The sequence below is a fragment of the Subtercola boreus genome (assembly GCF_006716115.1).
Classification (GTDB): domain Bacteria; phylum Actinomycetota; class Actinomycetes; order Actinomycetales; family Microbacteriaceae; genus Subtercola; species Subtercola boreus.
On sequence record NZ_VFOO01000001.1, the window covers coordinates 2,555,773 to 2,575,985 of the forward strand.

23 protein-coding genes and 3 tRNA genes are annotated in these 20,213 nt (G+C 68.6%); 10 read left to right on the forward strand and 16 right to left on the reverse strand.

Features of this window, described 5'->3' with window-relative positions:
• Nucleotides 1–3 precede the first annotated feature (3 nt).
• The 6 genes from FB464_RS11855 to FB464_RS11880 all read right to left on the reverse strand — a co-directional run bounded on the left by FB464_RS11855 (nt 4) and on the right by FB464_RS11880 (nt 3,439).
• On the reverse strand, nt 4–534 hold the full coding sequence (locus tag FB464_RS11855; protein ID WP_116413681.1) for a GNAT family N-acetyltransferase: 531 nt from the start codon (nt 532–534) through the stop codon (nt 4–6).
• A 62-nt stretch (nt 535–596) separates the two neighbouring features.
• On the reverse strand, nt 597–1,289 hold the full coding sequence (gene rplA / locus FB464_RS11860; RefSeq protein ID WP_116413680.1) for a 50S ribosomal protein L1: 693 nt from the start codon (nt 1,287–1,289) through the stop codon (nt 597–599).
• Between the two features lie 10 nt (nt 1,290–1,299).
• A complete protein-coding gene (gene rplK / locus FB464_RS11865) occupies nt 1,300–1,731 on the reverse strand; it encodes a 50S ribosomal protein L11 (RefSeq protein WP_116413679.1) in 432 nt (143 codons plus the stop codon).
• A gap of 122 nt (nt 1,732–1,853) precedes the next feature.
• Nucleotides 1,854–2,954: a transcription termination/antitermination protein NusG gene (gene nusG, locus FB464_RS11870; protein ID WP_116413678.1), complete on the reverse strand. Its 1,101-nt coding sequence runs from the start codon at nt 2,952–2,954 to the stop codon at nt 1,854–1,856.
• Between the two features lie 69 nt (nt 2,955–3,023).
• Nucleotides 3,024–3,314 (reverse strand): preprotein translocase subunit SecE, encoded by a 291-nt coding sequence (gene secE / locus FB464_RS11875; RefSeq protein WP_116413677.1) that lies wholly within the window; start codon nt 3,312–3,314, stop codon nt 3,024–3,026.
• A 52-nt stretch (nt 3,315–3,366) separates the two neighbouring features.
• Nucleotides 3,367–3,439, reverse strand: a tRNA-Trp gene (locus FB464_RS11880).
• Between the two features lie 149 nt (nt 3,440–3,588).
• On the opposite strand from FB464_RS11880, the gene FB464_RS11885 reads away from it, so the two are divergent.
• The 3 genes from FB464_RS11885 to FB464_RS11895 all read left to right on the forward strand — a co-directional run bounded on the left by FB464_RS11885 (nt 3,589) and on the right by FB464_RS11895 (nt 6,485).
• Nucleotides 3,589–4,560: an NAD(P)H-quinone oxidoreductase gene (locus FB464_RS11885; RefSeq protein WP_116413676.1), complete on the forward strand. Its 972-nt coding sequence runs from the start codon at nt 3,589–3,591 to the stop codon at nt 4,558–4,560.
• A gap of 132 nt (nt 4,561–4,692) precedes the next feature.
• Nucleotides 4,693–5,253: a flavin reductase family protein gene (locus tag FB464_RS11890; RefSeq protein ID WP_211327438.1), complete on the forward strand. Its 561-nt coding sequence runs from the start codon at nt 4,693–4,695 to the stop codon at nt 5,251–5,253.
• A gap of 29 nt (nt 5,254–5,282) precedes the next feature.
• Nucleotides 5,283–6,485, forward strand: coding sequence for a pyridoxal phosphate-dependent aminotransferase (locus FB464_RS11895; protein WP_116413675.1), 1,203 nt, complete (start codon nt 5,283–5,285; stop codon nt 6,483–6,485).
• A 13-nt stretch (nt 6,486–6,498) separates the two neighbouring features.
• Here the strand turns inward: FB464_RS11895 and FB464_RS11900 are convergent, their stop codons facing one another.
• The gene (locus FB464_RS11900) at nt 6,499–7,398 is read right to left on the reverse strand and encodes a Fic/DOC family protein (RefSeq protein ID WP_116413674.1); all 900 of its coding nucleotides are present in this window, start codon (nt 7,396–7,398) and stop codon (nt 6,499–6,501) included.
• A gap of 12 nt (nt 7,399–7,410) precedes the next feature.
• Entirely contained in the window at nt 7,411–8,331 is a 921-nt protein-coding gene (locus FB464_RS11905) for a Fic family protein (RefSeq protein ID WP_170151848.1), read from the reverse strand.
• Between the two features lie 178 nt (nt 8,332–8,509).
• Here FB464_RS11905 and FB464_RS11910 point away from each other — a divergent pair, with 178 nt between their 5' ends.
• Genes FB464_RS11910 through FB464_RS11925 form a run of 4 tightly spaced genes read left to right on the forward strand, consistent with a single transcriptional unit; the run spans nt 8,510 to nt 12,129 of the window.
• Complete coding sequence (locus tag FB464_RS11910) at nt 8,510–9,382, forward strand: ABC transporter ATP-binding protein (RefSeq protein WP_116416427.1); 873 nt, start codon at nt 8,510–8,512, stop codon at nt 9,380–9,382.
• Nucleotides 9,379–10,242: an ABC transporter permease gene (locus FB464_RS11915; protein WP_116413672.1), complete on the forward strand. Its 864-nt coding sequence runs from the start codon at nt 9,379–9,381 to the stop codon at nt 10,240–10,242. The genes FB464_RS11910 and FB464_RS11915 overlap by 4 nt, the downstream gene beginning before the upstream one ends.
• A 1-nt stretch (nt 10,243) precedes the next feature.
• Nucleotides 10,244–11,494 carry a sensor histidine kinase gene (locus FB464_RS11920; protein WP_116413671.1) on the forward strand — a complete coding sequence of 417 codons (1,251 nt, stop codon included), beginning with the start codon at nt 10,244–10,246 and terminating at the stop codon, nt 11,492–11,494.
• The gene (locus FB464_RS11925) at nt 11,491–12,129 is read left to right on the forward strand and encodes a response regulator (RefSeq protein WP_116413670.1); all 639 of its coding nucleotides are present in this window, start codon (nt 11,491–11,493) and stop codon (nt 12,127–12,129) included. The genes FB464_RS11920 and FB464_RS11925 overlap by 4 nt, the downstream gene beginning before the upstream one ends.
• 118 nt (nt 12,130–12,247) lie before the next feature.
• Here the strand turns inward: FB464_RS11925 and FB464_RS11930 are convergent, their stop codons facing one another.
• The 4 genes from FB464_RS11930 to FB464_RS11945 are packed head-to-tail and all read right to left on the reverse strand — an operon-like array spanning nt 12,248 to nt 15,359.
• Nucleotides 12,248–13,345 (reverse strand): UDP-N-acetylmuramate dehydrogenase, encoded by a 1,098-nt coding sequence (locus FB464_RS11930; protein WP_116413669.1) that lies wholly within the window; start codon nt 13,343–13,345, stop codon nt 12,248–12,250.
• Complete coding sequence (locus FB464_RS11935; RefSeq protein ID WP_116413668.1) at nt 13,342–13,833, reverse strand: MaoC/PaaZ C-terminal domain-containing protein; 492 nt, start codon at nt 13,831–13,833, stop codon at nt 13,342–13,344. Before FB464_RS11935 ends, FB464_RS11930 begins: the two co-directional genes overlap by 4 nt.
• On the reverse strand, nt 13,830–14,276 hold the full coding sequence (locus tag FB464_RS11940) for an FAS1-like dehydratase domain-containing protein (RefSeq protein WP_116413667.1): 447 nt from the start codon (nt 14,274–14,276) through the stop codon (nt 13,830–13,832). Before FB464_RS11940 ends, FB464_RS11935 begins: the two co-directional genes overlap by 4 nt.
• Before the next feature lie 27 nt (nt 14,277–14,303).
• On the reverse strand, nt 14,304–15,359 hold the full coding sequence (locus FB464_RS11945) for a hypothetical protein (RefSeq protein ID WP_116413666.1): 1,056 nt from the start codon (nt 15,357–15,359) through the stop codon (nt 14,304–14,306).
• A gap of 197 nt (nt 15,360–15,556) precedes the next feature.
• Here FB464_RS11945 and FB464_RS11950 point away from each other — a divergent pair, with 197 nt between their 5' ends.
• Entirely contained in the window at nt 15,557–16,315 is a 759-nt protein-coding gene (locus FB464_RS11950; protein ID WP_116413665.1) for a DUF4190 domain-containing protein, read from the forward strand.
• A gap of 82 nt (nt 16,316–16,397) precedes the next feature.
• Here FB464_RS11950 and FB464_RS11955 read toward each other — a convergent pair.
• Both FB464_RS11955 and FB464_RS11960 read right to left on the reverse strand, forming a co-directional pair.
• Nucleotides 16,398–16,471 (reverse strand) — tRNA-Met (locus FB464_RS11955).
• Nucleotides 16,472–16,516: 45 nt separating this feature from the next.
• Nucleotides 16,517–16,588 (reverse strand) — tRNA-Thr (locus FB464_RS11960).
• Nucleotides 16,589–16,688: 100 nt separating this feature from the next.
• Here FB464_RS11960 and FB464_RS11965 point away from each other — a divergent pair.
• On the forward strand, nt 16,689–18,461 hold the full coding sequence (locus FB464_RS11965; protein ID WP_116413664.1) for a glycoside hydrolase family 13 protein: 1,773 nt from the start codon (nt 16,689–16,691) through the stop codon (nt 18,459–18,461).
• A 114-nt stretch (nt 18,462–18,575) separates the two neighbouring features.
• Here FB464_RS11965 and FB464_RS11970 read toward each other — a convergent pair whose 3' ends face one another.
• Nucleotides 18,576–19,403 (reverse strand): inositol monophosphatase family protein, encoded by an 828-nt coding sequence (locus FB464_RS11970; protein ID WP_116413663.1) that lies wholly within the window; start codon nt 19,401–19,403, stop codon nt 18,576–18,578.
• A gap of 208 nt (nt 19,404–19,611) precedes the next feature.
• Entirely contained in the window at nt 19,612–19,875 is a 264-nt protein-coding gene (locus FB464_RS11975; RefSeq protein ID WP_116413662.1) for a hypothetical protein, read from the reverse strand.
• 10 nt (nt 19,876–19,885) lie between these two features.
• On the opposite strand from FB464_RS11975, the gene FB464_RS11980 reads away from it, so the two are divergent.
• On the forward strand, nt 19,886–20,137 hold the full coding sequence (locus FB464_RS11980) for a hypothetical protein (protein ID WP_142206685.1): 252 nt from the start codon (nt 19,886–19,888) through the stop codon (nt 20,135–20,137).
• Nucleotides 20,138–20,213 lie beyond the last annotated feature (76 nt).

Genomic DNA, 20,213 nt, shown 5'->3' on the forward strand with positions numbered 1-20,213 from the left:
GGGTCAGAGAGCCCTTTCGCGAACGAAGTCACTCTCCTGCTCGCCGCCCACGAAGAAGGACTTCGTGCCGACCACCCGGAAGCCGCTCTTCTCGTAGAACCGGTTGGCCCGGGCATTCTCGTTGTTCACTCCGAGCCAGATTCCGGATGCTCCCCTCTGCTTCACCGCGTCGACGGAGAGTCGCATCAGTTCGGCCGCGATGCCCTGCCCGTGCCGGCCGGCCACGACGTAGCACTTGCTGAGCTCCGCCGTCGGGCTGAGGGTCAGCGCGGCAGCGACCTCGGTGTCGGTGGGCGGGCCGAGGATGACCATGGTGTAGCCGACCGGGAGGCCCTCCGCTTCGGCGAGGAAAAGCATCCGCTGCTCGTCAGCAAGGTATTCGACGAACCGCTCCTCGGTGAGCGTGGCCGCAAGATGTTGTTGGATGCCGCCGGCTGTCGTGTGCGGCGGGCAGGCGAGCACGAAGGTGGCGGTGGCGACGAGAGAGAGGCGGGCGGCGTCGGCCGGGCCGGCCTGGCGATAGGTGACGGGCATCCGCCCAGCTTAAACGACGAAAGGGCCCGCCGAAGCGGACCCTTTCGTTTGTAACCTGATGCCTACGCGAGTGCGTTCACGTCGACGGGGATGCCCGGACCGAACGTGGTCGAGACGGTGCCCTTGGTGATGTAGCGGCCCTTCGAGGAGGACGGCTTCTGGCGCACGATCTCGTCGAGCGCAGCGCCGACGTTCTCACGCAGCTGGTCGGGGGTGAAGCTGACCTTGCCGGCGACGAAGTGCACGTTGGAGTGCTTGTCGACGCGGAACTCGATCTTTCCACCCTTGATCTCGGTGACAGCCTTCGCCACATCGGGCGTGACGGTGCCGGTCTTCGGGTTCGGCATGAGGCCACGCGGGCCGAGAACCTTACCGAGACGACCGACCTTGCCCATGAGCTCCGGGGTCGAGACGGCGGCGTCGAACGAGGTGTAGCCAGCGGCCACCTTCTCGATCAGCTCGTCGCCACCGACCTCGTCGGCGCCGGCAGCGATGGCTGCGTCGGCCGCGGGGCCCGTTGCGAACACGATGACGCGGGCGGTCTTGCCGGTGCCGTGGGGCAGGATGACGGTGCCGCGCACCATCTGGTCTGCCTTGCGGGGGTCGACGCCGAGCTTGAGGGCGACCTCAACGGTGCTGTCGAAGTTGGCCGAACCGGTCTCCTTCGCCAGCACGACGGCTTCGGCGGCGGTGTAGAGCTTGCCTTCTTCGACCTTCGCGGCAGCTGCGCGGTAGGCCTTTGATTTCTGTGCCATGAGAGCCTCCCTATGCCTCTACCGTGATGCCCATGGAACGGGCGGTACCGGCGATGATCTTCGCTGCCTGGTCGAGGTCGTTCGCGTTGAGGTCGACGAACTTCGCCTGGGCGATTTCGCGGACCTGCTCCTTGGTGAGCTTCGCGACCTTGACGGTGTGCGGCGTTCCGGAACCCTTGGCGACGCCGGCAGCCTTCTTGATGAGCTCGGCGGCGGGCGGGGTCTTCAGGATGAACGTGAACGAACGGTCTTCGTACACGGTGATCTCGACGGGGATGACGTTGCCACGCTGGTCTTCGGTTGCGGCGTTGTAGGCCTTGCAGAATTCCATGATGTTCACGCCGTGCTGTCCCAGCGCCGGCCCGATGGGCGGTGCGGGGTTGGCGGCGCCGGCCTTGATCTGAAGCTTGATCAGACCTGTGACCTTCTTTTTCGGTGCCATTTTCTTCTCTTCTCATTCGTGCCACCCGGATGGATGGCGCTCCCGAAAGCCGGGATCTTCCCGGAATCGGTGGTTTGTGGGGGGCGTTACCCGCGCCGCAGAGGCGGCGGCGCGGAATCAGCTCAGAGCTTGGTGACCTGGTCGAAGCTGAGCTCGACGGGGGTCTCACGCTCGAAGAGCGAGACGAGAACCGTGAGCTTGCCGCTCTCGGGCTTGATCTCGCTGATCGATCCGGGCAGGCCCGCGAAGGAACCCTCCTTGATCGTGATGGTCTCGCCGATCTCGAAGTCGATCTCGGCGGGGATGGAGCGGGAGACGGCCTTGCCGCCCTTGGCTCCGCCGGTCTTGGCCGCGGGGGCCTCGACGATCTCGACGAGGCTCTTCAGCATGTTGAAGGCCTCCTCGAAACGGAGCGGGGTGGGGTTGTGCGAGTTGCCGACGAAGCCCGTGACACCGGGGGTGTGGCGGACGACCGACCAGCTGTCCTCGTTGAGGTCCATGCGCACCAGCACGTAGCCGGGGATGCGCACACGGGTGACCAGCTTGCGCTGGCCGTTCTTGATCTCGACGACGTCTTCCATCGGGACCTCGACCTGGTAGACGTAGTCCTCCATGCCCATCGACGACTTGCGGCTCTCGATGTTCTGCTTGACGCGCTTCTCGAAGCCGGCGTAGGAGTGGATGACGTACCACTTGCCCGGCAGGAACCGGAGCTCGGCGCGGAAGGCGTCGTAAGGGTCGACCTCTTCGGGCTCAGCCTCAGCCTCGGCGGACTCGGCGTCAGCGGACTCGCCATCTGCCGCCGGGGCAGCTTCTGCGTCAGCCTCCAGCTCGGCGTCGAGTTCGAGGTCGCCCTCGCTGTCGGCGGAGACGACGGAGTCGGACACGAAGTCGTCGTCTTCGGCGTCGGTCAGGGCGCCGTCGATCTCTTCTTCGTCTTCGATCGCCTCGAGGGCGGCCTCGGTGTCGTCGGCGTCGTCGGAGGCGAGCGCCTCGTTCACTTCGGCGTCGGCCTCGGCATCGTCCACGTCGACCGTGTCGCCGTCGCCGTTCTCATCGATGACGTGCTCGTCGTCGGTTCCACCGTCGATGGCGCGCAGCAGTGCATCGAGGTCGCTGGGCGACTCGATCTCGGTGTGGTCGCCCTCTTGAGCCTCTTCGACCTCACTCGACTGCTCTTCAGCAGCCCCGAGGTCGAGATCGTCGCGGTGTGACTTTGGCACTGGAATACGTTCCGTTTCTTTAGCGTGATCGGTGGCGAGGTATGGCAGGGGTGCCTGCAGACCGGGGGGCTACAGACCCAGGGGGCTGGTTCCCGCATCGCCGAACACGAAGACCGCCGCCCAGCTGAACAGGAAGTCGAGACCCGAGACGAGAGCCATCATGATGACGACGAAGACGAGCACGACCAGCGTGTAGCTGATCAGTTCTTTGCGGGTCGGGGTGACGACCTTCTTGAGTTCTGCAATGACCTGCCTGATGAAAAGCACGATTCGGGAGAACGGGTTGCGCTTGGCTTCCCTGTCGCTCCTGGCGCGCTCGACGACGGCCTCGCTGGGTTCGTCGACTATCTTTCGTGCCACCGTCAGTACCTTTCACAAGCGATCGGAGCAGGCAACCGCCGACTCCGATTTGCAGGGCGGACAGGACTCGAACCTGCAACCTGCGGTTTTGGAGACCGCTGCTCTACCAATTGAGCCACCACCCTAAGAGTGAAATCACCGTCTCTCTCCCACCCTCGGCCACCCCGCGAACGAGGTGAAAAAGGGCATGAAAATGGATGGCAGATTTCAACTACCTCAACCCAGTGTAGGTCAGATCCGGAAGGACCGCAAAGAGCGGTCTAGGTTGGTCAGTATGAAGGCCGTGATCATCCAGCAGCCGGGCGACGCCTCCGTGCTGAAGCTCGCCGAGGTCGACGAACCGGTGGTGCAGCCGGGCGATGTCCTGGTGGGTATCGTGGCCGCCGGCGTGAACCGCGCCGACGTCAGCCAGCGCGAGGGCCACTACCCTCCGCCACCCGGTGCACCGGAATGGCCGGGCCTCGAGGTCTCCGGTCTGGTGTTGCAGCTCGGCGAGGGCGTGACCGGTCTCCAGGTGGGGGATCGCGTCGCGGCCCTGCTCTCGGGCGGCGGGTACGCCGAACGGGTGAGCGTGCCGGCCGGCCAGGTGCTGAAGCTCCCGTCGAACATCGATCTCGTCGACGGAGCGGCGCTGGTCGAGGTCGCGGCGACGGTCTGGTCGAACGTCTTCCTGCTGGGCGACCTGCGGGCCGGCGAGACGCTGCTCGTGCACGGCGGCTCGAGCGGGATCGGGACGATGGCCATCCAGCTCGCGAAGGCGCGCGGCGCCCGCGTGGCGGTCACCGCGGGATCGGCCGAGAAGCTCGCCGCCTGCAAGGAGCTGGGTGCAGACATCCTGATCAACTACAGGGACGAGGATTTCGCCGAGCGGCTGAGGGCCGACGGCGTGTCCGCCCACGTGATCCTCGACTCGATCGGTGGTTCTTACCTGGAGAAGAACATCAGCGTGCTGGCCATGGACGGCCACATCGTCAACATCGGGAACCTCAGCGGGGAGGCCGGTGCGCTGAACTTCGGCCGATTGATGATGAAGCGTGGCGCCATCCATGCGACCAGCCTGCGCGGGCGCTCGGCAGCCGGCAAGGCCGCAATCGTCGACAGCGTGCGGGAGAACGTCTGGCCGCTGGTCGCCGACGGCCGGGTGCGCCCGATCGTGGCGGCACGCTTCCCGCTGGCCGAGGCCGGAGCGGCCCACCGCCTGATGGAGGGCTCCACGCACATCGGCAAGATCCTGCTGGTCGTCTGAGACGGATCGCGCCTCCGCTGTCGAGGCACGGGCGGGATGACCTCGCGTGACGCCGAGACGCCGACGAAATCCCGGCGGACGTAGGCTTTCTCCGTGACTGATCCGCAGAAGACCTCCCCCGACGAGCATGCCGTGCTGAGCGAGAACAACATCGTCGCGCACCCGAGCGCGGAGACGGTGACCCCCGACCAGTTCAAGGCCGCCTTCCGCAACCACCCCGCGGGCGTCGCCGTGATCACGGCCGATGCCGGTGACGGGCCCGTCGCCCTCACCGCGACCTCGGTGTTCTCGGTGAGCGCGGAGCCCCCACTGCTGGTGTTCTCGATCTCCGAGCTGTCATCGAGCACCCCGACCATCCGTCGTGCCGACACCGTCGTGGTCCACCTGCTGGGCGCCGACCAGCTCGACATCGCCAAACTGGGTGCGACGAGCGGCATCGACCGCTTCGCGGACACCAGCATCTGGAAGCGGCTGCCGACGGGCGAACCGTACTTCCCCGCAGCGCACGCCTGGATCCGCGGGCGGATCGTCAACCGCATGGAGGCGGGCGGGTCGACCGTCGTCGCCGTGCAGGCTCTCGAGACGCATGCGCCCGATCCGGGGGCCGCCGAGGCGGACGCTGCCCAGGCGCATCCGCTGGTGTACCACAACCGCACGTGGCACCGGCTGGACGAAGGCTCCAAGATCCAGTGACGCGGGCCTCCGATCGGTAGGCTTGCCGGGTGACCGAACGTACCCGCATCTCGCACCGCATCTCGTCCATTGCCGAATCGGCGACCCTCAAGGTCGACGCCAAGGCCAAGGCCCTGCAGGCAGCCGGCCGCCCGGTCATCAGCTTCGCCGCCGGCGAGCCCGACTTCGCCACGCCCGACTTCATCGTCGAGGCTGCGGTCGCCGCGGCGCGCGACCCGAAGAACCACCGATACACGCCCGCCGTGGGGCTGCCGGAGCTCCGCGAGGCCATCGCGGCCAAGACGCTCCGCGACAGCGGACTCGAAGTGTCGCCCGCGCAGATCATCGTCACCAACGGCGGCAAGCAGGCCGTCTACCAGTCGTTCGCCACCCTCCTAGACCCGGGCGACGAGGTGCTGGTGCCGACGCCCTACTGGACCACCTACCCCGAGGCGATCGCCCTCGCCGGCGGCGTGACCGTCGAGGTGTTCGCGGGCAGCGACCAGGGCTACCTCGTCACCGTCGACCAGCTCGAAGCCGCCCGCACCGAGCGCACCAAAGTGCTGCTCTTCGTGTCGCCGTCGAACCCCACCGGAGCCGTCTACTCGCCGTCCCAGACGAAGGAGATCGGCGAATGGGCCGAGGCGAACGGTATCTGGGTCATCTCCGACGAGATCTACCAGAACCTCACCTACGACGGTGTCGTCGCCCAGTCGATCGTCGAAGCGGTGCCGGCGCTTGCCGACCGCACCATCCTCGTGAACGGTGTCGCGAAGACCTACGCGATGACGGGATGGCGGGTCGGCTGGATGGTCGGGCCGGCCGATGCCATCAAGGGGGCCGCGAACCTGCAGTCGCACCTCTCGTCGAACGTGTCGAACATCTCGCAGCGCGCTGCGATCGCGGCGCTGACCGGCCCGCAGGACGCTGTCGCGTCGATGCGTGAGGCCTTCGACCGCCGCCGCAAGGCCATCGTGAGCGGGCTGAACCAGATCCAGGGGCTCCACGCCCCCACGCCGGAGGGCGCGTTCTACGTCTACCCCGACGTGAGCGGGCTGCTGAACCGCACCTGGGGCGGCGTCACGCCGACGACGTCGCTCGAGCTGGCCGACCTCATCCTCGAACAGGCCGAGGTCGCGGTCATCCCCGGCGAGGCATTCGGGCCGAGCGGCTACATCCGCATGTCGTACGCCCTCGGCGACGACGCCCTCGCCGAGGGTGTGGCGCGCATGCAGCGCCTCTTCTCCGTCTGACCGTCGCCCTCTCCTAACCGGCCGGCGGGGTTCTGACCGTCTGGGTCTGCGGAAGCCCCTCATCCATCAGGCGGAACATCACGTCGTTGTCGTTGGTGGCCTGGAAATGGTAGGCCGAGTGCATCGCGAACGAGTGCGCGCGGGTCTCCTTGAGGAACCCTGCCGTGTCGATCGGGTATCCGGCCTGCTCCTCCAACTGCGCGGCGTACTGCCAGAGTGCCCTGAGATTGCCGTCCCGGAAAGGATGGATGACGTTGAGTTCACCCCCGTGCTCAGCGACGAGGTCGAAGAAGCGCTTGCGGCCGAGATCTGAACGGGTCACGAGATGGCTGAGCTGGGCGCACTGCACCGACACAGCCTCGGCGATCTCCGACCCGCTGAAGTAGCTGTACTTCGTCATCGGTGCGGCAGGATCGCCTGGCGCATGGTTGACGGCGTCGGGTGCGAACCTGATCATCGCGGTCTCGGGACCCACCCGCTCCGCACCGGCCCAGAAGAAGATGTCGCCGAACATACGGCGGTGCACCTGTTTCAGGTGGTCGTAGTCGAACTGTCCGCGCACCGGCGAGATCTCCAACTCGACGATGCGCAACCGCGAGATCTGGCGGTCGAGCAGGGACAACAGCTCCGGATCGTCGATTCCCTCGGGATGGAGCTCGTCGACCAGCCGGTTGCGGAGGACGAAGCTGCCGGGGATCAGGTAGTCGTCGAAGGAGCGGATGGTCGGGGCACCGCGTGAGTCGATGCTGAGACCGTGCTGTTCGACCGTGTGCTGCACTGCCTGCGCCGCCGACAGTCTTTCGGTGGCGACACCCTCGACGAGAGCGCGGTGGCGCGAATCACCCGGCCCGACATTCACGAATGCCAGGGCAGCATCGGCCGCATCCAGCCGGCGTTGGAACTCCGATCGCATCAGGTCCTCCTCTCAGCGCTGACCGAGGCGGGCCGGCTGGCGGCCGTCGCCCTGGCTGAGGGCGTCGTCGAGGGTGGCTTCGTAGCCGTCGAGCAGCGACGTCGCCTGGTTCTGGTAGCGCGCGTGCACGATGCGGTCGCGAAGCGGGTTCCCCTTCAGGAAGTTGGCCGGGTCGGTCGGGTAGCCGACCGTCTCGAAGAATCTCATCGCGTAGACGAAGAGCGTGCGGCTGTGGCCGTCGCGGAACGCGTGGATCGTGTTCATCTCCCCGCCATGCTCGCCCATCCGGCTGATCATCTCCTCGCGTGGCATATCCCGCCGCTCGGCGAGGTCGACCAGCAGCGTGAACTGCATCTCGATCGCCTCGGTGATCTCCGGACCGGCGAAGTACTGGTACTTCACCGCGGGGGCGGCAGGGTCGCCGGGAGCGTAGTTCACGGCATCCGGTGCGAAGCGCACCATCGCGGTCTCCGGGCCGATGCGCTGCTCGCCCGCCCAGCTGTAGATGTCCTGGAACAGACGCCGATGCACGGTCCTGAAGAACGTGTAGTCGAGCGGCGCAGACACGGGGGCGATGGTCAGTTCGACGAGCCGGAATCTTGACAGCTGCTGCTCGACCGTGCGGAACAGCTCCGGGTCTTCGATGCCGAGCGGGTGGTCGGCGTCGATCAGGCGGCTCCGCAGGGCGGTCGTCCCCGGGATGAGGTAGTCCTCCCAGCTCCGGATGACCGGGCCGGGGTCGGTGCTGAGGCTTAGTCCGTACCGCCCACAGGTCAGCGCGACCGCCTCGGCCGGCGACACGTGCTCGGCGGCGACGGCCTGCACCAGATCCTGGTGGGCGTCGTCACCCGGATCGCCGTGCGCCAGCGCCAGTGCGGCGTTCGCGTAGTTCGTGCGGTAGCGGATCCGTTCCTCAGGGACTGGGAGCAACATCTCTTCACCTCTGCTCATTCGAGACTGAATTATTGACAAATTCTTACAGAATGAAGTCAGTGTAGGCCAGAGTTGCGAAAAGCTCGTGCTTTTGTGCCCGGCATCCACCGATTGGGGGATACCCGGGTCGACAGGGTGGAGGCTGTTGCTCTGGCGCGGCGCGGGCCACGATGGGTACATGACTTCCAGAGACACCGCCGTGAGCGTCACCGGGCTCACCAAGCGTTATGGCGACTTCGAGGCCCTCAAGGGCGTGACGTTCGACATCGAGCACGGCGAGACGTTCGCCCTGCTCGGCCCGAACGGGGCCGGCAAGAGCACCACCATCGAGATCCTGGAGGGCTACCGCGACCGCTCAGGCGGCGAGGCACGGGTGCTGGGAGTCGACCCCCAGCACGGCGGGCTGGAGTGGAAGGCGAAACTCGGGATCGTGCTGCAGTCCTCCGGGGAGAGCGGCAACGTGACCGTGCGGGAGCAGCTCACCCAGTTCGCGAACCTGTACCCGAACCCGCGCGCGGTCGACGAGGTGATCGCGGCTGTGGGGCTCGAACAGAAGGCGAACACCCGCATCAAGAACCTCTCCGGCGGGCAGCGCCGGCGAGTGGATGTCGCGCTCGGGGTCATCGGACGGCCCGAGTTGCTCTTCCTCGACGAACCGACCACCGGGTTCGACCCTGAGGCCCGCCGGGCGTTCTGGGAGCTCATCCGCGGGCTGAAGCGCGACGGCACGACCATCCTGCTCACAACCCACTACCTCGACGAAGCCGCCCAGCTGAGCGACCGGGCGGCCGTGGTGGCGGGCGGGGAACTCATCGACATCGGTCCGGTGCACAGCCTCGGGCCGGAGGAGGCGCGCATCCCGATCGTGCGGTGGACGGAGAACGGCGGGGTGCGCGAGCAGCGCACCCCGGATCCTGGGCGCACGGTCGCCGAACTCGTCGCACGCCTCGGCGAACCGGAGGCCCTCGAGATCGTGCGGCCGAGCCTCGAGGACATCTACCTCGACCTTGTCGGAAGTTACGAGAAAGACCAGGAGCAGGTGCCCGCATGACCGCCACCACTCAGAGCCCGGCCCGCACGGATGCCGGGTTCGGCATCCCCCGCACCCTCCGACTCGGCGCCAGCCGAGTCGCCTACGAGACGCGGATCTACTTCCGCCAGACCGACACGCTCTTCTTCACCTTCCTCTTCCCCGTTATCATGCTCACGATCTTCTCGGTCGCGTTCCAGGGCATGGGGAACGTCGGTACCAACCCTGACGGGTCGGGGGGCATCAGCCAGGCCGCGGCCTACCTGCCGGGGATGATCGCGGCGGGCATCCTGCTGTCGGGCGTGCAGAACCTGGGCGTCGACATCGCAAACGAACGGAGCGACGGCACCCTGAAACGGCTCGGCGGCACCCCCCTGCCGGTGCTCTCGTACTTCTTCGGCAAGATGGGTCAGGTCTTCGTGACCAGCGTGCTGCAGATCGGGTTGCTGCTGCTGGTGGCGAGTGTGGTCTTCGGGGTGGCACTCCCCACGGACGGCGGCAGCTGGATGACGTTCGCCTGGGTCTACGTGCTCGGCATCGCCACGTCGGCGGTACTCGGCATCGCCATCTCACGCCTGCCCCGGAGCGGCAAGAGCGCGACGGCGGTGATCATCCCGCCGATCCTCATCCTGCAGTTCATCTCGGGGGTGTACCTGCAGTTCTCGCTCCTGCCCGACTGGCTGCAGAATGTCGCCGGCATCTTCCCGCTGAAATGGATGGGCCAGGGGATGCGGGCGGTCTTCCTGCCCGAATCGTTCGCGACCGTCGAGCCCGGCGGCGCGTGGGACCTGGGCTCCGTCGCCGTCGCCCTGCTGATCTGGCTGGTCGCGGGGCTCGTGGTCTGCCGGCTGACCTTCCGCTGGATCCGGAAGGACAGCTGAGGTGACGCGGTTCAGCTGGTGGCACCTCGCGGTGGGGGTCACCGTGCTGGCACTGGCCCTCATCGTGCTCGCCGGCGCCCCGGAGTCACCGGGCGACGCGGTGGGCGCGTGGAGCTGTCTCGCCGTGCTGGCCATCGGCTACGCCGCGTTCGGCTGGCGGAGCCTCGACGTGCGCACCGGCCGGGCGACCGCGACCTCGCGTGCGGCGCTGGTCTTCCCGCTGCTCGCCATCGCCTGCACCGCCGTCGGCACGGCGTTCGACCCGTCGATGGCCACGCTCCAGGCCATCACCTTCCCCGTCATCTGGTTCTCCGTCGACCCGACCCGCCGGGCGATCGGGCTCAACATCGTGCTCGCTGTCGGCGTCGCGCTGGGCTTCCTCGTCTCCACCGGCACCTCGCCCGAGGCCGTCGGTCAGGCCGTGGGTGTCGAGGCGATCTCCCTCGTCTTCAGTCTCGCCCTCGGCATCTGGTTCAGTTTCGCGCTCCACCAGGGGCAGGAGAACACCCGCCTGCTCGAGGCGCTCCGTTCGACCCAGGCCGAGCTGGCCATCCGGAACCGCGACAGCGGCATCGTGAGCGAACGCGAACGGTTGGCGGGCGAGATCCACGACACCATCGCGCAGAGCCTCACCGGCCTGGTGATGGTCGCCGAGCGCACCCGCACAGCGCTGGTGGATGATCAGCCCGCCGTCAGGGCCGACCTGCAGTTGATCGAGGACATCGCGCGCGAAGCCCTCGTCGAGACCCGCGCTCTGGTCGCCGCGAGCGCCCCCGTCGACGTCGACGGGGGCCTCCTCCCGGCCCTCGAGAGGGTCATCGAGCGGTTCAGCCGGGAGACCGGGGTGCGGATCGTCTGCGACACCGCGGGATACCTGCCCGAGCCCAACGACATCGAGGTGGTGCTGCTGCGCTCGGCCCAGGAGGCGCTGGCGAACGTGCGGAAGCACTCGGGGGCCACCGGGGTGGCGGTTCGGCTGGCGACGGGGGCGGGCTCGGTGTGCCTCACCGTCTCCGACAACGGATCCGGCATCGTGGCCGACCAGCCCGTGGGTGCGGGCTTCGGGCTGGCCGGCATGCAGCAGCGCCTGTCGCTGCTCGGCGGAACGCTGGCCATCGGCACGGCACCCTCGGGTGGGGCAGAACTCACCGTGACGCTCCCGTCGCGCCGGCTCGCCGAGCCCGCCGGCGAGCCGGCGTCCGCCGGACGCGCCAACGGCGACCACGCCCTCCCCGCGGCGGTGCGCCCGTGATCCGCGTGCTGGTGGCCGACGACCACCCCATCGTGCGGGCCGGAATCGCGCAACTCCTCGACTCGGCCGACGACATCGACGTGGTCGGCCAGGCCGTCGACGGGCGTGAGGCGGTGCGACTGGCACGGGAGCTACGCCCCGACCTCGTGCTCATGGACCTGCGGATGCCCGGGGTCGGCGGTGCCGAAGCGACCGCGCAGATCGTGGCGGAGGGGTCGGGCATCCGTGTGCTCGTGCTCACCACCTACGACACCGACGACGACATCCTCGCGGCCGTCGAGGCCGGGGCGAGCGGATACCTCGTGAAGGCCGCACCGCAGGACGAGATCCTGGCGGGGGTGCGCTCCGTGGCCGGCGGCGAGACCGTGCTCGCCCCGAGGATCGCCTCGGTGCTGGTGCAGCGCATGCGGGACGAACGTCTCCGCGAGGAAGCCCCACCGGTGCCGCGCCTCAGCAGCCGCGAGTCCGACGTGCTCCGGCTCGTCGCCCTGGGCCAGAGCAACCCGCAGATCGCGAAGGCCCTGTTCATCGGCGACGCCACCGTGAAGACGCACCTCGGGCACATCTTCGAGAAGCTCGGCGTCACCGACCGCACGCGGGCGGTCACCCGGGCGATGGAGCTCGGCCTGCTCTAGTCAGCGGCGCAAACGGACGTCGCTGGGGCGACACGGCACCGCAGAGGAGGTCGTGCCGGCTGAGCGACGTCCGTCTGCGTCGCCGATGGCGCGACAGCCGACCTGCGCGGTGCCGCTCCTACTCGAACGAACCGACGAAGACGGGCTCGGGCGCAAGGTTCACGCCGAACTCGGCCTGCACGCGCCACTGGATGAAGCGCGCCAACTCCGCGATCTGCGACGCCGTCGCACCCCCGCGGTTCACAAGGGCGAGCGTGTGCTTGCCCGAGATGGCGGCGTTCGATCCGGGCAGGGAGAACCCGCGGCCGAGCCCTGCGTGTTCGATCAACCACGCGGCACTGAGTTTCACCGAGTAGACCTCGGGCGAATCATCCGTCGCCGGCTGCTCGGTCACCCAGCGCGGCGCCTCCGACGGGATCGTGCGGGCGAACTGCTCGCCCACGATCGGGTTCGTGAAGAACGAGCCGGCGCTCACCGAGTCGGGATCCGCGGGATCGAGCACCATGCCCTTCGATGCTCGCAGCCGCAGCACGGCCTCGCGCACGGCCCCGAGAGCGACCCGGTCGCCGAGCGCGACGCCGAGGGCGTTGGCAAGCTGGTCGTACTCGATCGGGGCACCGAGGGCGAGGGCATCCGTTCCGGCCCGGCCGAGACGCAGATCGATCGAGACCACGACGCCGCTCCTCCCCCGCTTCAACACGCTGGTTCGGTAACCGAAACCCAGGTCGTCGGCCGACAGCCACTCGAGCTCGCCGGTCTCGGCGTCGAGGAACGAGACCCCGGCCAGCACCGAAGCGACCTCCTGCCCGTACGCCCCGATGTTCTGCACGGGCGATGCGCCCGACGAGCCGGGGATGCCCGACAGCGCCTCGATGCCGCTGAGGCCGTTCGTGACGGCGTACGCGACGAGGTCGTCCCACGGTTCGCCCGCCTGCACCCGCACACGCACCGTACCCGGGGCATCGTCCGGGCCGGTTTCGAGCTGCTCGACTCCGCGGGTGGCGATCCGGATGACCGTGCCCTCGAACCCGTCGTCGGAGACCACCACGTTCGAACCGCCGCCGAGCACCAGCCACGGCTCCTCATCGGCCCAGGCAGCCAGGCACACGTCGACCAGCTCGCGGGGGTCGGACACCGTCACGAGCCGCGCGGCCGGCCCGCCGACCTGCAGGGTGGTCAGCGGGGCGAGCAGGGCGGTGCGCTCCTGATCGGTCATGCGGAGGGCGCGGCGGGGGCAGCGGGTGCTGCTGCGGCAGCCGCAGCCGCAGGCGCGGCCGCAGGCGTTCGCACACGCACCTGCGCCTTGCCGAGCACGGTCTGTCCGTTGCCCGTCACGACGAGGTCGATCCTCGCCGTTCCTGCAGCGACGTCGAGCTGGCCGACCTTCGCGGCGACCTCGACCAGCGCTCCCGACTCGGCGTCGACGAACACCGGGCGGGTGAAGCGAACCTGGTAGTCCTCGACGAGGGAGGGATCGCCCACCCAGTCGAGCACCGGCTGCACGGCGAGGCCCATGGTGAGCATCCCGTGCGCGAGCACGCCGTCGAGCCCGACGGAGACCGCCACGTCGTCGCGGTAGTGGATCGGGTTGAAGTCGCCCGAGGCCCCCGCGTAGCGCACGAGCGTGTCGCGCGTGAGGGTGAAGGAGCGCGTCGCGACCACATCGCCGACGGCCAGGGAAGCGAGGTCGAGGGCGGCGCTCATTCGTCGCCCCGCACCACGAGCGTCGAGATGGCGGTGACCACGTGGGCCCCGGTCGCATCCAGAATCGACGACTCGCTCGTCACCATCGAGTGACCGCCGAGCTGCTTGACACTCGACACGGTCAGCGTCGCCGTGAGCTCGTCGCCCGCCACGATCGGGCGCGTGAAGGTGAAACGCTGGTCACCGTGGACGACGCGCGAGAAGTCGATCCCGGCGTCCGGAGCCTCGAGCAGCTGCTCGAGGGTGCGCTCCTGGATGACCACACCGAACGTCGGCGGGGCAACCAGGTCGGGGTAGCCGGCCGCCTGGGCCGCCTCGACGTCGAAGTTCAGCGGGCTCTGGGAGAGGACGGCGGCGGAGAATTCGCGGATCTTCTCCCGCCCCACGAGGTACGGGGATGTCTCGGGGAAGACGCGCCCCTGGAGGTCTGGGTTCACTGGCACCCGTCAAGTCTACGTAAGCGGAGCGACTCACCGCGGGGTCGAGGTGACGCCGAACGATCCGTCCGCATTCCAGAAGACGACGTCTTCGGCCGGGGAGGCGGTCGGCACGGGCGCACCGGCTGCGGGGATGTGCAGGCTGGTGATGCGGAGCTGGATGCCCATCGCGGCGAACTCCTGCTTCGTGACGCAGGTGGCGCTCTGGGTGCCGTCGCGGTAGACCGCGAGCAGGCAGGGCTGGTCGATGCGGTTCTCGACGGCGTAGACCGTCAGCTCCGAGGCGGCGACGCCCAGCAACCGCAGCGACTCCGGTTTGTAGTAGGGGTCGATGTTCTGGGGAGGGATACTCGGGGCCAGAGTCGGATCCTCGAAGATGGTGAGGCCCTCGGCGAGGGACGGTGAGGCGGTCGCCGTTCCTGCGGCCGCGCCCGCTGCGCCTGCGCCTGCGCCTGCGGACGCCAGGAACGGCCCGGATCCCAGCTGCGCCGCCACGAACAGGCCGACCGCGACGAGCAGCAGGAGGCCGACGGCGATGGAGGTGCCCATCCAGACCAGGGAGCGGCGACGCCAGGTCTCGGCGGAGACGGTGGCGGGCGCGTGCTCCGGCTCCGACCCGGGCGCGGGCTCGGCCGGTCCGTCGGTTTCGCCCGACGACTGCTCCGGCGGCACGGCGGAGACAGAACCGGTCTCTGGGCTGCCCCCGCCGATCGACCCGGGCCCGGCCGCCGCCGCGCGGCGTGCCTCGGCGGCCTCGAGGGCAGGGCGAGCATCCAGAATCGCGTGTTCGAGCTGACGGGCGTCGTCCCGCAGGCGCGCCTCGAACGCGAAGAGCCCGCCGAGCGCCTCACCGTCGGCCGTCCGCGAGAAGGCCTGCGCCTTCAAACCGGGCAGAGCGGCTGCGGGGTCGGTCCGCCCGCCGGGCGTCGGTGTCAGCGGATGCTCCCGCCACCAGACAGCGTCGAGCACGTCATGCGGGCCCCGGTAGGCCGCGGCGAGCGCCGCCCTCGCCCCGGAGTCGGCGGAGACGAGCGCGAACAGGCCGGACGAATCATCCGTGCCCGCGGGGTGCGTCGACGTTGACGACATGCTGCTCCTTTGCTTCCCTCGCCATTCTGCTCTCTGACACGCCCGGGGCGGAGGGCTTGCCCCGACACCGGATGTTCGTCGCCGGCGCGAGAAGAGACGGGTCCGGGCACTGCCGGGTGCCCCGAAAGTGGGTCAAGGGCCTGCGCTGAACGCTCTCGCATGCCAGAGTTGAAGCAGACCACGTCACGAGGAGTCCCATGTCGAACGTTCCCCCGCCGCCGCCCCCACCCGCTGGCGATGTGCCGCCGTACGCCGCTCCGGGGGCAGGATCCGCTCCCGGGCCCGGCTATCCCACCCCTGCCGGCCCGGACAAGTACAACGTGCTGGCGATCGTCTCGCTCGTCACCGCCTTCTTCGTCTCGCTCGTCGCGGTCATCACCGGGCACATCGCGCTCCGTCAGATCAAGCGCACCCAGGAGAAGGGCCGCGGGCTGGCGATCGCCGGGCTGATCCTCGGCTACGCCGGAATCCTCGCGGGGATCATCACGATCATCGCCCTCATCGTGATCTTCGCCTTCGCCGGCAACAAGATCGCCACCGATCCCGACTTCGGTTCGGGTTCAGGCTTCGACAGCACGATCGAGCCCTTCCCCAGCGCGACCTCCGACCCCGGCGCCTCGGGCTCGCAGACCACGGCTGAGGCCTGCGACCTGCTCTACTCCGCCGTGTCGGACGACGCCCAGAATCTGTCGCAGAACCTTTCGGAGCTGCAGACAGACCCCGCCGCAGCTGTCACCGCTCTCCAGAAGCTCTCCACCGACTTCGACACCGGCCTCGCCCAGATCGAGGACCCCGACGTCTACGCGGCGGGCGACCAGGCGAACACCTCGCTGAAGATCATGATCTCCGACATCCAGGCCCTCGTCGCTGACCCCAGCGCCGGGAACAGCACGATCCTCGACGATGCCCAGGCCGTGCAGGAGGACTTCTCGGCGATCGACACCGTCTGCGGCTAGGGCCGGAACGCCCTCCCGCGGCACTGCGCCGGCCGCACAACGAAAGAAGCCCCCCGAGACGGCGAGATCTCGGGGGGCTTCGTAGCGGGAGCGGGACTTGAACCCGCGACACCACGATTATGAGCCGTGTGCTCTAACCACCTGAGCTACCCCGCCCTGGACTCCGTTCCTGCGAGCTGAAAGCCGCGGGACCGGATCCGGAGCCCCCTGTGGGAATCGGACCCACTACCTCTTCCTTACCAAGGAAGTGCTCTACCAATGAGCTAAGGGGGCGCACTCGGCTGCCCCCATCAGGGGCAGCGTTTGGCACCGTAAGAGAATAGCATCACACGGGGCATCAGAAAGACCCGGCCGCTCCCATTAGGGTTTTACCATGACAACCGAGCTGAATCCCGAAATCGGCGAGCCCACAGAAACCGTCACGTCCGGGTCGGTCGACCCCCTGACGCTGGTGGCGACGGGTTCCGAGTGGTGGCGCTCCGCCGTCATCTACCAGATCTACCCGCGGTCGTTCGCCGACTCCGACGGTGACGGGCTGGGCGACCTCGCGGGCATCACCAGCCGGCTCGACTCGCTGAAGGAGCTGGGCGTCGACGCTATCTGGCTCTCCCCGTTCTTCACCTCCCCGCAGCACGACGCCGGGTACGACGTGGCCGACTACTGCAACGTCGACCCGCGGTTCGGCACCCTGGCCGACTTCGACACCCTGCTGGCGGCGAGCCACGCCGAGGGTATCCGCGTGATCGTCGACCTCGTGCCGAACCACACCTCGTGGGACCACCAGTGGTTCCAGGATGCCCTGGCCTCCCCCGAGGGCAGCCCGGAGCGTGAGCGCTACATGTTCCGCGACGGCCTCGGCGAGAACGGTGACACTCCCCCGAACAACTGGGAGTCGGTGTTCGGCGGGCCGATGTGGAGCCGCATCACGAACCCCGACGGCACCCCCGGCCAGTGGTACCTACACATCTTCGACATCTCGCAGCCCGACCTGAACTGGGAGAACGAGTGGGTGCGGGCGCAGTTCCGCGACATTCTGCGGTTCTGGCTCGACCGGGGTGTCGACGGTTTCCGGGTGGATGTCGCACACGGCCTCATCAAAGAGGACGGTCTGCCCGACTACACTCCCCCGGCCGAGGCGGGCAGCATGGGTGGCGGCGCGATCCCGCTCGAGGTCGAGCCGGAGAAGCTCGACGACATCCCCACGCCGCCCTACTGGGCGCAGGACGGCGTGCACGAGATCTACCGCGACTGGAACGCCGTGCTCAGCGAGTACGACGGCGAGCGGGTGCTCTGCGCCGAGGCCTGGGTGGAGCCGCTGAACAAGCTGGCGCGCTGGGTGCGGAGTGACGAGATGCACCAGGCCTTCAACTTCACCTACCTGTCGGCGAACTGGTCGGCCGAGGAGCTGCGGCTCGTCATCGACACGTCGATCGCGTCGTTCGCGACGGTCGGCGCCCCGAGCACCTGGGTGCTGTCGAACCACGACGTGATCCGGCACGCCACGCGACTCTCGCTCGGCCCCGGCCACCTGCAGGGCGACGGCATCGGTCCGCGCGATCAGGACCGACCGGATCCCGTCGCGGGCGTGCGCCGCGCCCGTGCCGCCTCAGCCGTGATGCTGGCCCTCCCCGGCAGCGCCTACATCTACCAGGGCGAAGAGCTCGGCCTCCCCGAGTCGATCGACCTGCCCGACGAGGCCCGGCAGGATCCGACCTGGTTCCGCACCCATGGTGAACGTTATGGGCGCGATGGATGTCGCGTGCCGATCCCCTGGGAGGCCGGGGCCCCCAGCTACGGTTTCGGCCCGGCGGATGCCGCGTGGTTGCCGCAGCCCGCGGGCTGGGACGAGTACGCGCGCGACTCGCAGAGCGGCGTTCCCGGCTCGACCCTGGAGCTCTACAAGCTGGCGCTCGTGCTCCGCGGTGAGAACGACCTCGGCTTCGGGCGCGTCGAGTGGCTCGACGACCTCGGGTTCGGCAGCGACGTGCTGGCGTTCACGAACCGGGGCATCACCGTGATCGCGAACACCGGCACCACGCCGGTCGAGCTGCCATTGGAGGGTCTCGGCGAGCTGCTGCTCTCGAGCGCCCCGGTCACGGAAGCCGTGCTCCCGCCCGACACGACGGTCTGGTTGCGCGCCGCCTAACTCGCCGCCCCCTCCCCCCATCAATCGAGTGGGCGATTAGGGCCCTGAAACTTCGTTTTTGGGGCCCAAATCGCCCACTCGATCAGGTTTGGGGGGGGCGCGAGGGGGGTGGGGTCAGAGGCCGGCTTCGGCGAAGAGGTGGGCCAGGAGGGGTTCCAGGCGCGCGGCGAGGGTCGGCTCGGCGGCCAGGGTGAAAGCGGCGGAGGGCGGCGCACCGTCGAACCCGCCCACGTGCGCCCCAGCCTCCCGCGCGATGAGGGCGCCCGCGGCGTGGTCCCACGGCTTCAGTCCGCGCTCGAAGTACGCATCGTGCCGCCCAGCCGCGACGGAGCACAGGTCGAGGGCTGCCGAACCGATCCGGCGGATGTCGCGCACCTCGGGCAACAGCTTCGCGATCACCAGGCCCTGCTTCGCGCGGATCTCCGCGCTGTAGGCGAACCCCGTCGCGACCAGCGCCTGCGAGAGGTCGGTCGGCGGGTTGACGTGCAGCGGGGTGTCTCCGAGGAAGGCTCCCCGGGCATCCGACGCCGTGAACACTTCACCGAGCAGAGGATTCACGACGCAGCCGGCGAGCGCACGCCAGGTCGTCGGATCGGCGTCGCCCTCGACGACGGCGATGCTGACGTTCCAGGCCGGGATGCCGTAGAGGTAGTTGACCGTGCCGTCGATCGGGTCGACCACCCAGGTCAGGCCGCTCGTTCCGGTTGTCGCGCTGTCGGTGGACTCCTCGCCGAGGAACCCGTCGTCCGGCCGGAGGGTGAGGAGCGAGCTGCGGATGAACGCCTCGACCTCCCGGTCGGCGAAGGTCACGATGTCCTCGGCGGACGACTTGCTCGCCGCGACCTGCACGCCCTCTGCCCGGCGGCGGGCCGCGAGGGCGGCGGCGTCGACGGCGAGGGAACGGGCGATCTCGAGGAGGGAACGGTGCGGATCGGTTGTCATATGATCCGACGGTAGCGCATGGCCGTCGGGCCTATGTCAGCTTTCGGTTGTCAGCGAAATGCTTCGAAAAGGTGTTGACGCGCCATCGAGCCGATCCCTATGCTCGCAGGTGACCCCGGCCAAGACCTTGTCGAGGAACTCGAGCCACCAACGTGTCCTCCAGTCCTGCGACGACGGAGGACACGTTGGTCTTCTTACTGCACGTGTGTCAGCCGGCGCTGACGGTGACGCCGATCTCCCCGCACCGCGTGCTGAGGTCAGTGAAGAGTTCCTGGCCCTTCGCCATGCCCTCGCTGCTCGTGTCACCGGCCAGAGCGACCAGCTCGGCCATGTCGGAGGCCAGGGGCTGCCAAACGGAGTCCGACGACGCCGCGCCCGCTGCGGACTGCGCGGCCTGGGCCTGCGTCGCGGGGAAGGTCGCGGCATCCTGGGACAGGCTCGACTGCCAGGATGTGCACGCGTCGACGACCATGGCGAGCGGGGTGGACGTGGGAGGCGCCGGATCGGGCGTGGACGGCGCCGGAACGGAGGGCGCGGTCGTGGCAGGAGCCGGGGCTGTGGCCGAGGGAGTCGATGTCGGCGTCGATGAGGGTGTCGCCGGGCTGGATGACGCCGTCGCCGAGGGCGATGCGGTGCTGCCGGCGGACACTCTCTCGCCCGCGCAGCCTGAAAGCAACAGCACTCCCACGAGTGCCACCGGAACCATCCACCGCATAAATCTCCCTGTACCGTGAGCCTGCCGGCGTTCATGCTCCAAGAGACATATTGCCCGCCGCATGTCAGTATGAAGCTATCGCATCCTGACCCCCA

Bases quoted from the DNA above. Each gene is read 5' to 3' on its own strand.
- FB464_RS11855 (WP_116413681.1), bottom strand. From the start codon at position 534: ATGCCCGTCACCTATCGCCAGGCCGGCCCGGCCGACGCCGCCCGCCTC.
- rplA (WP_116413680.1), bottom strand. From the start codon at position 1,289: ATGGCACAGAAATCAAAGGCCTACCGCGCAGCTGCCGCGAAGGTCGAA.
- rplK (WP_116413679.1), bottom strand. From the start codon at position 1,731: ATGGCACCGAAAAAGAAGGTCACAGGTCTGATCAAGCTTCAGATCAAG.
- FB464_RS11885 (WP_116413676.1), top strand. From the start codon at position 3,589: ATGAAGGCCGTGATCATCCAGCAGCCGGGCGACGCCTCCGTGCTGAAG.
- FB464_RS11900 (WP_116413674.1), bottom strand. From the start codon at position 7,398: ATGCGATCGGAGTTCCAACGCCGGCTGGATGCGGCCGATGCTGCCCTG.
- FB464_RS11905 (WP_170151848.1), bottom strand. From the start codon at position 8,331: ATGTTGCTCCCAGTCCCTGAGGAACGGATCCGCTACCGCACGAACTAC.
- FB464_RS11910 (WP_116416427.1), top strand. From the start codon at position 8,510: ATGACTTCCAGAGACACCGCCGTGAGCGTCACCGGGCTCACCAAGCGT.
- FB464_RS11915 (WP_116413672.1), top strand. From the start codon at position 9,379: ATGACCGCCACCACTCAGAGCCCGGCCCGCACGGATGCCGGGTTCGGC.
- FB464_RS11930 (WP_116413669.1), bottom strand. From the start codon at position 13,345: ATGACCGATCAGGAGCGCACCGCCCTGCTCGCCCCGCTGACCACCCTG.
- FB464_RS11935 (WP_116413668.1), bottom strand. From the start codon at position 13,833: ATGAGCGCCGCCCTCGACCTCGCTTCCCTGGCCGTCGGCGATGTGGTC.
- FB464_RS11945 (WP_116413666.1), bottom strand. From the start codon at position 15,359: ATGTCGTCAACGTCGACGCACCCCGCGGGCACGGATGATTCGTCCGGC.
- FB464_RS11950 (WP_116413665.1), top strand. From the start codon at position 15,557: ATGTCGAACGTTCCCCCGCCGCCGCCCCCACCCGCTGGCGATGTGCCG.
- FB464_RS11965 (WP_116413664.1), top strand. From the start codon at position 16,689: ATGACAACCGAGCTGAATCCCGAAATCGGCGAGCCCACAGAAACCGTC.
- FB464_RS11970 (WP_116413663.1), bottom strand. From the start codon at position 19,403: ATGACAACCGATCCGCACCGTTCCCTCCTCGAGATCGCCCGTTCCCTC.
- FB464_RS11975 (WP_116413662.1), bottom strand. From the start codon at position 19,875: ATGGTCGTCGACGCGTGCACATCCTGGCAGTCGAGCCTGTCCCAGGAT.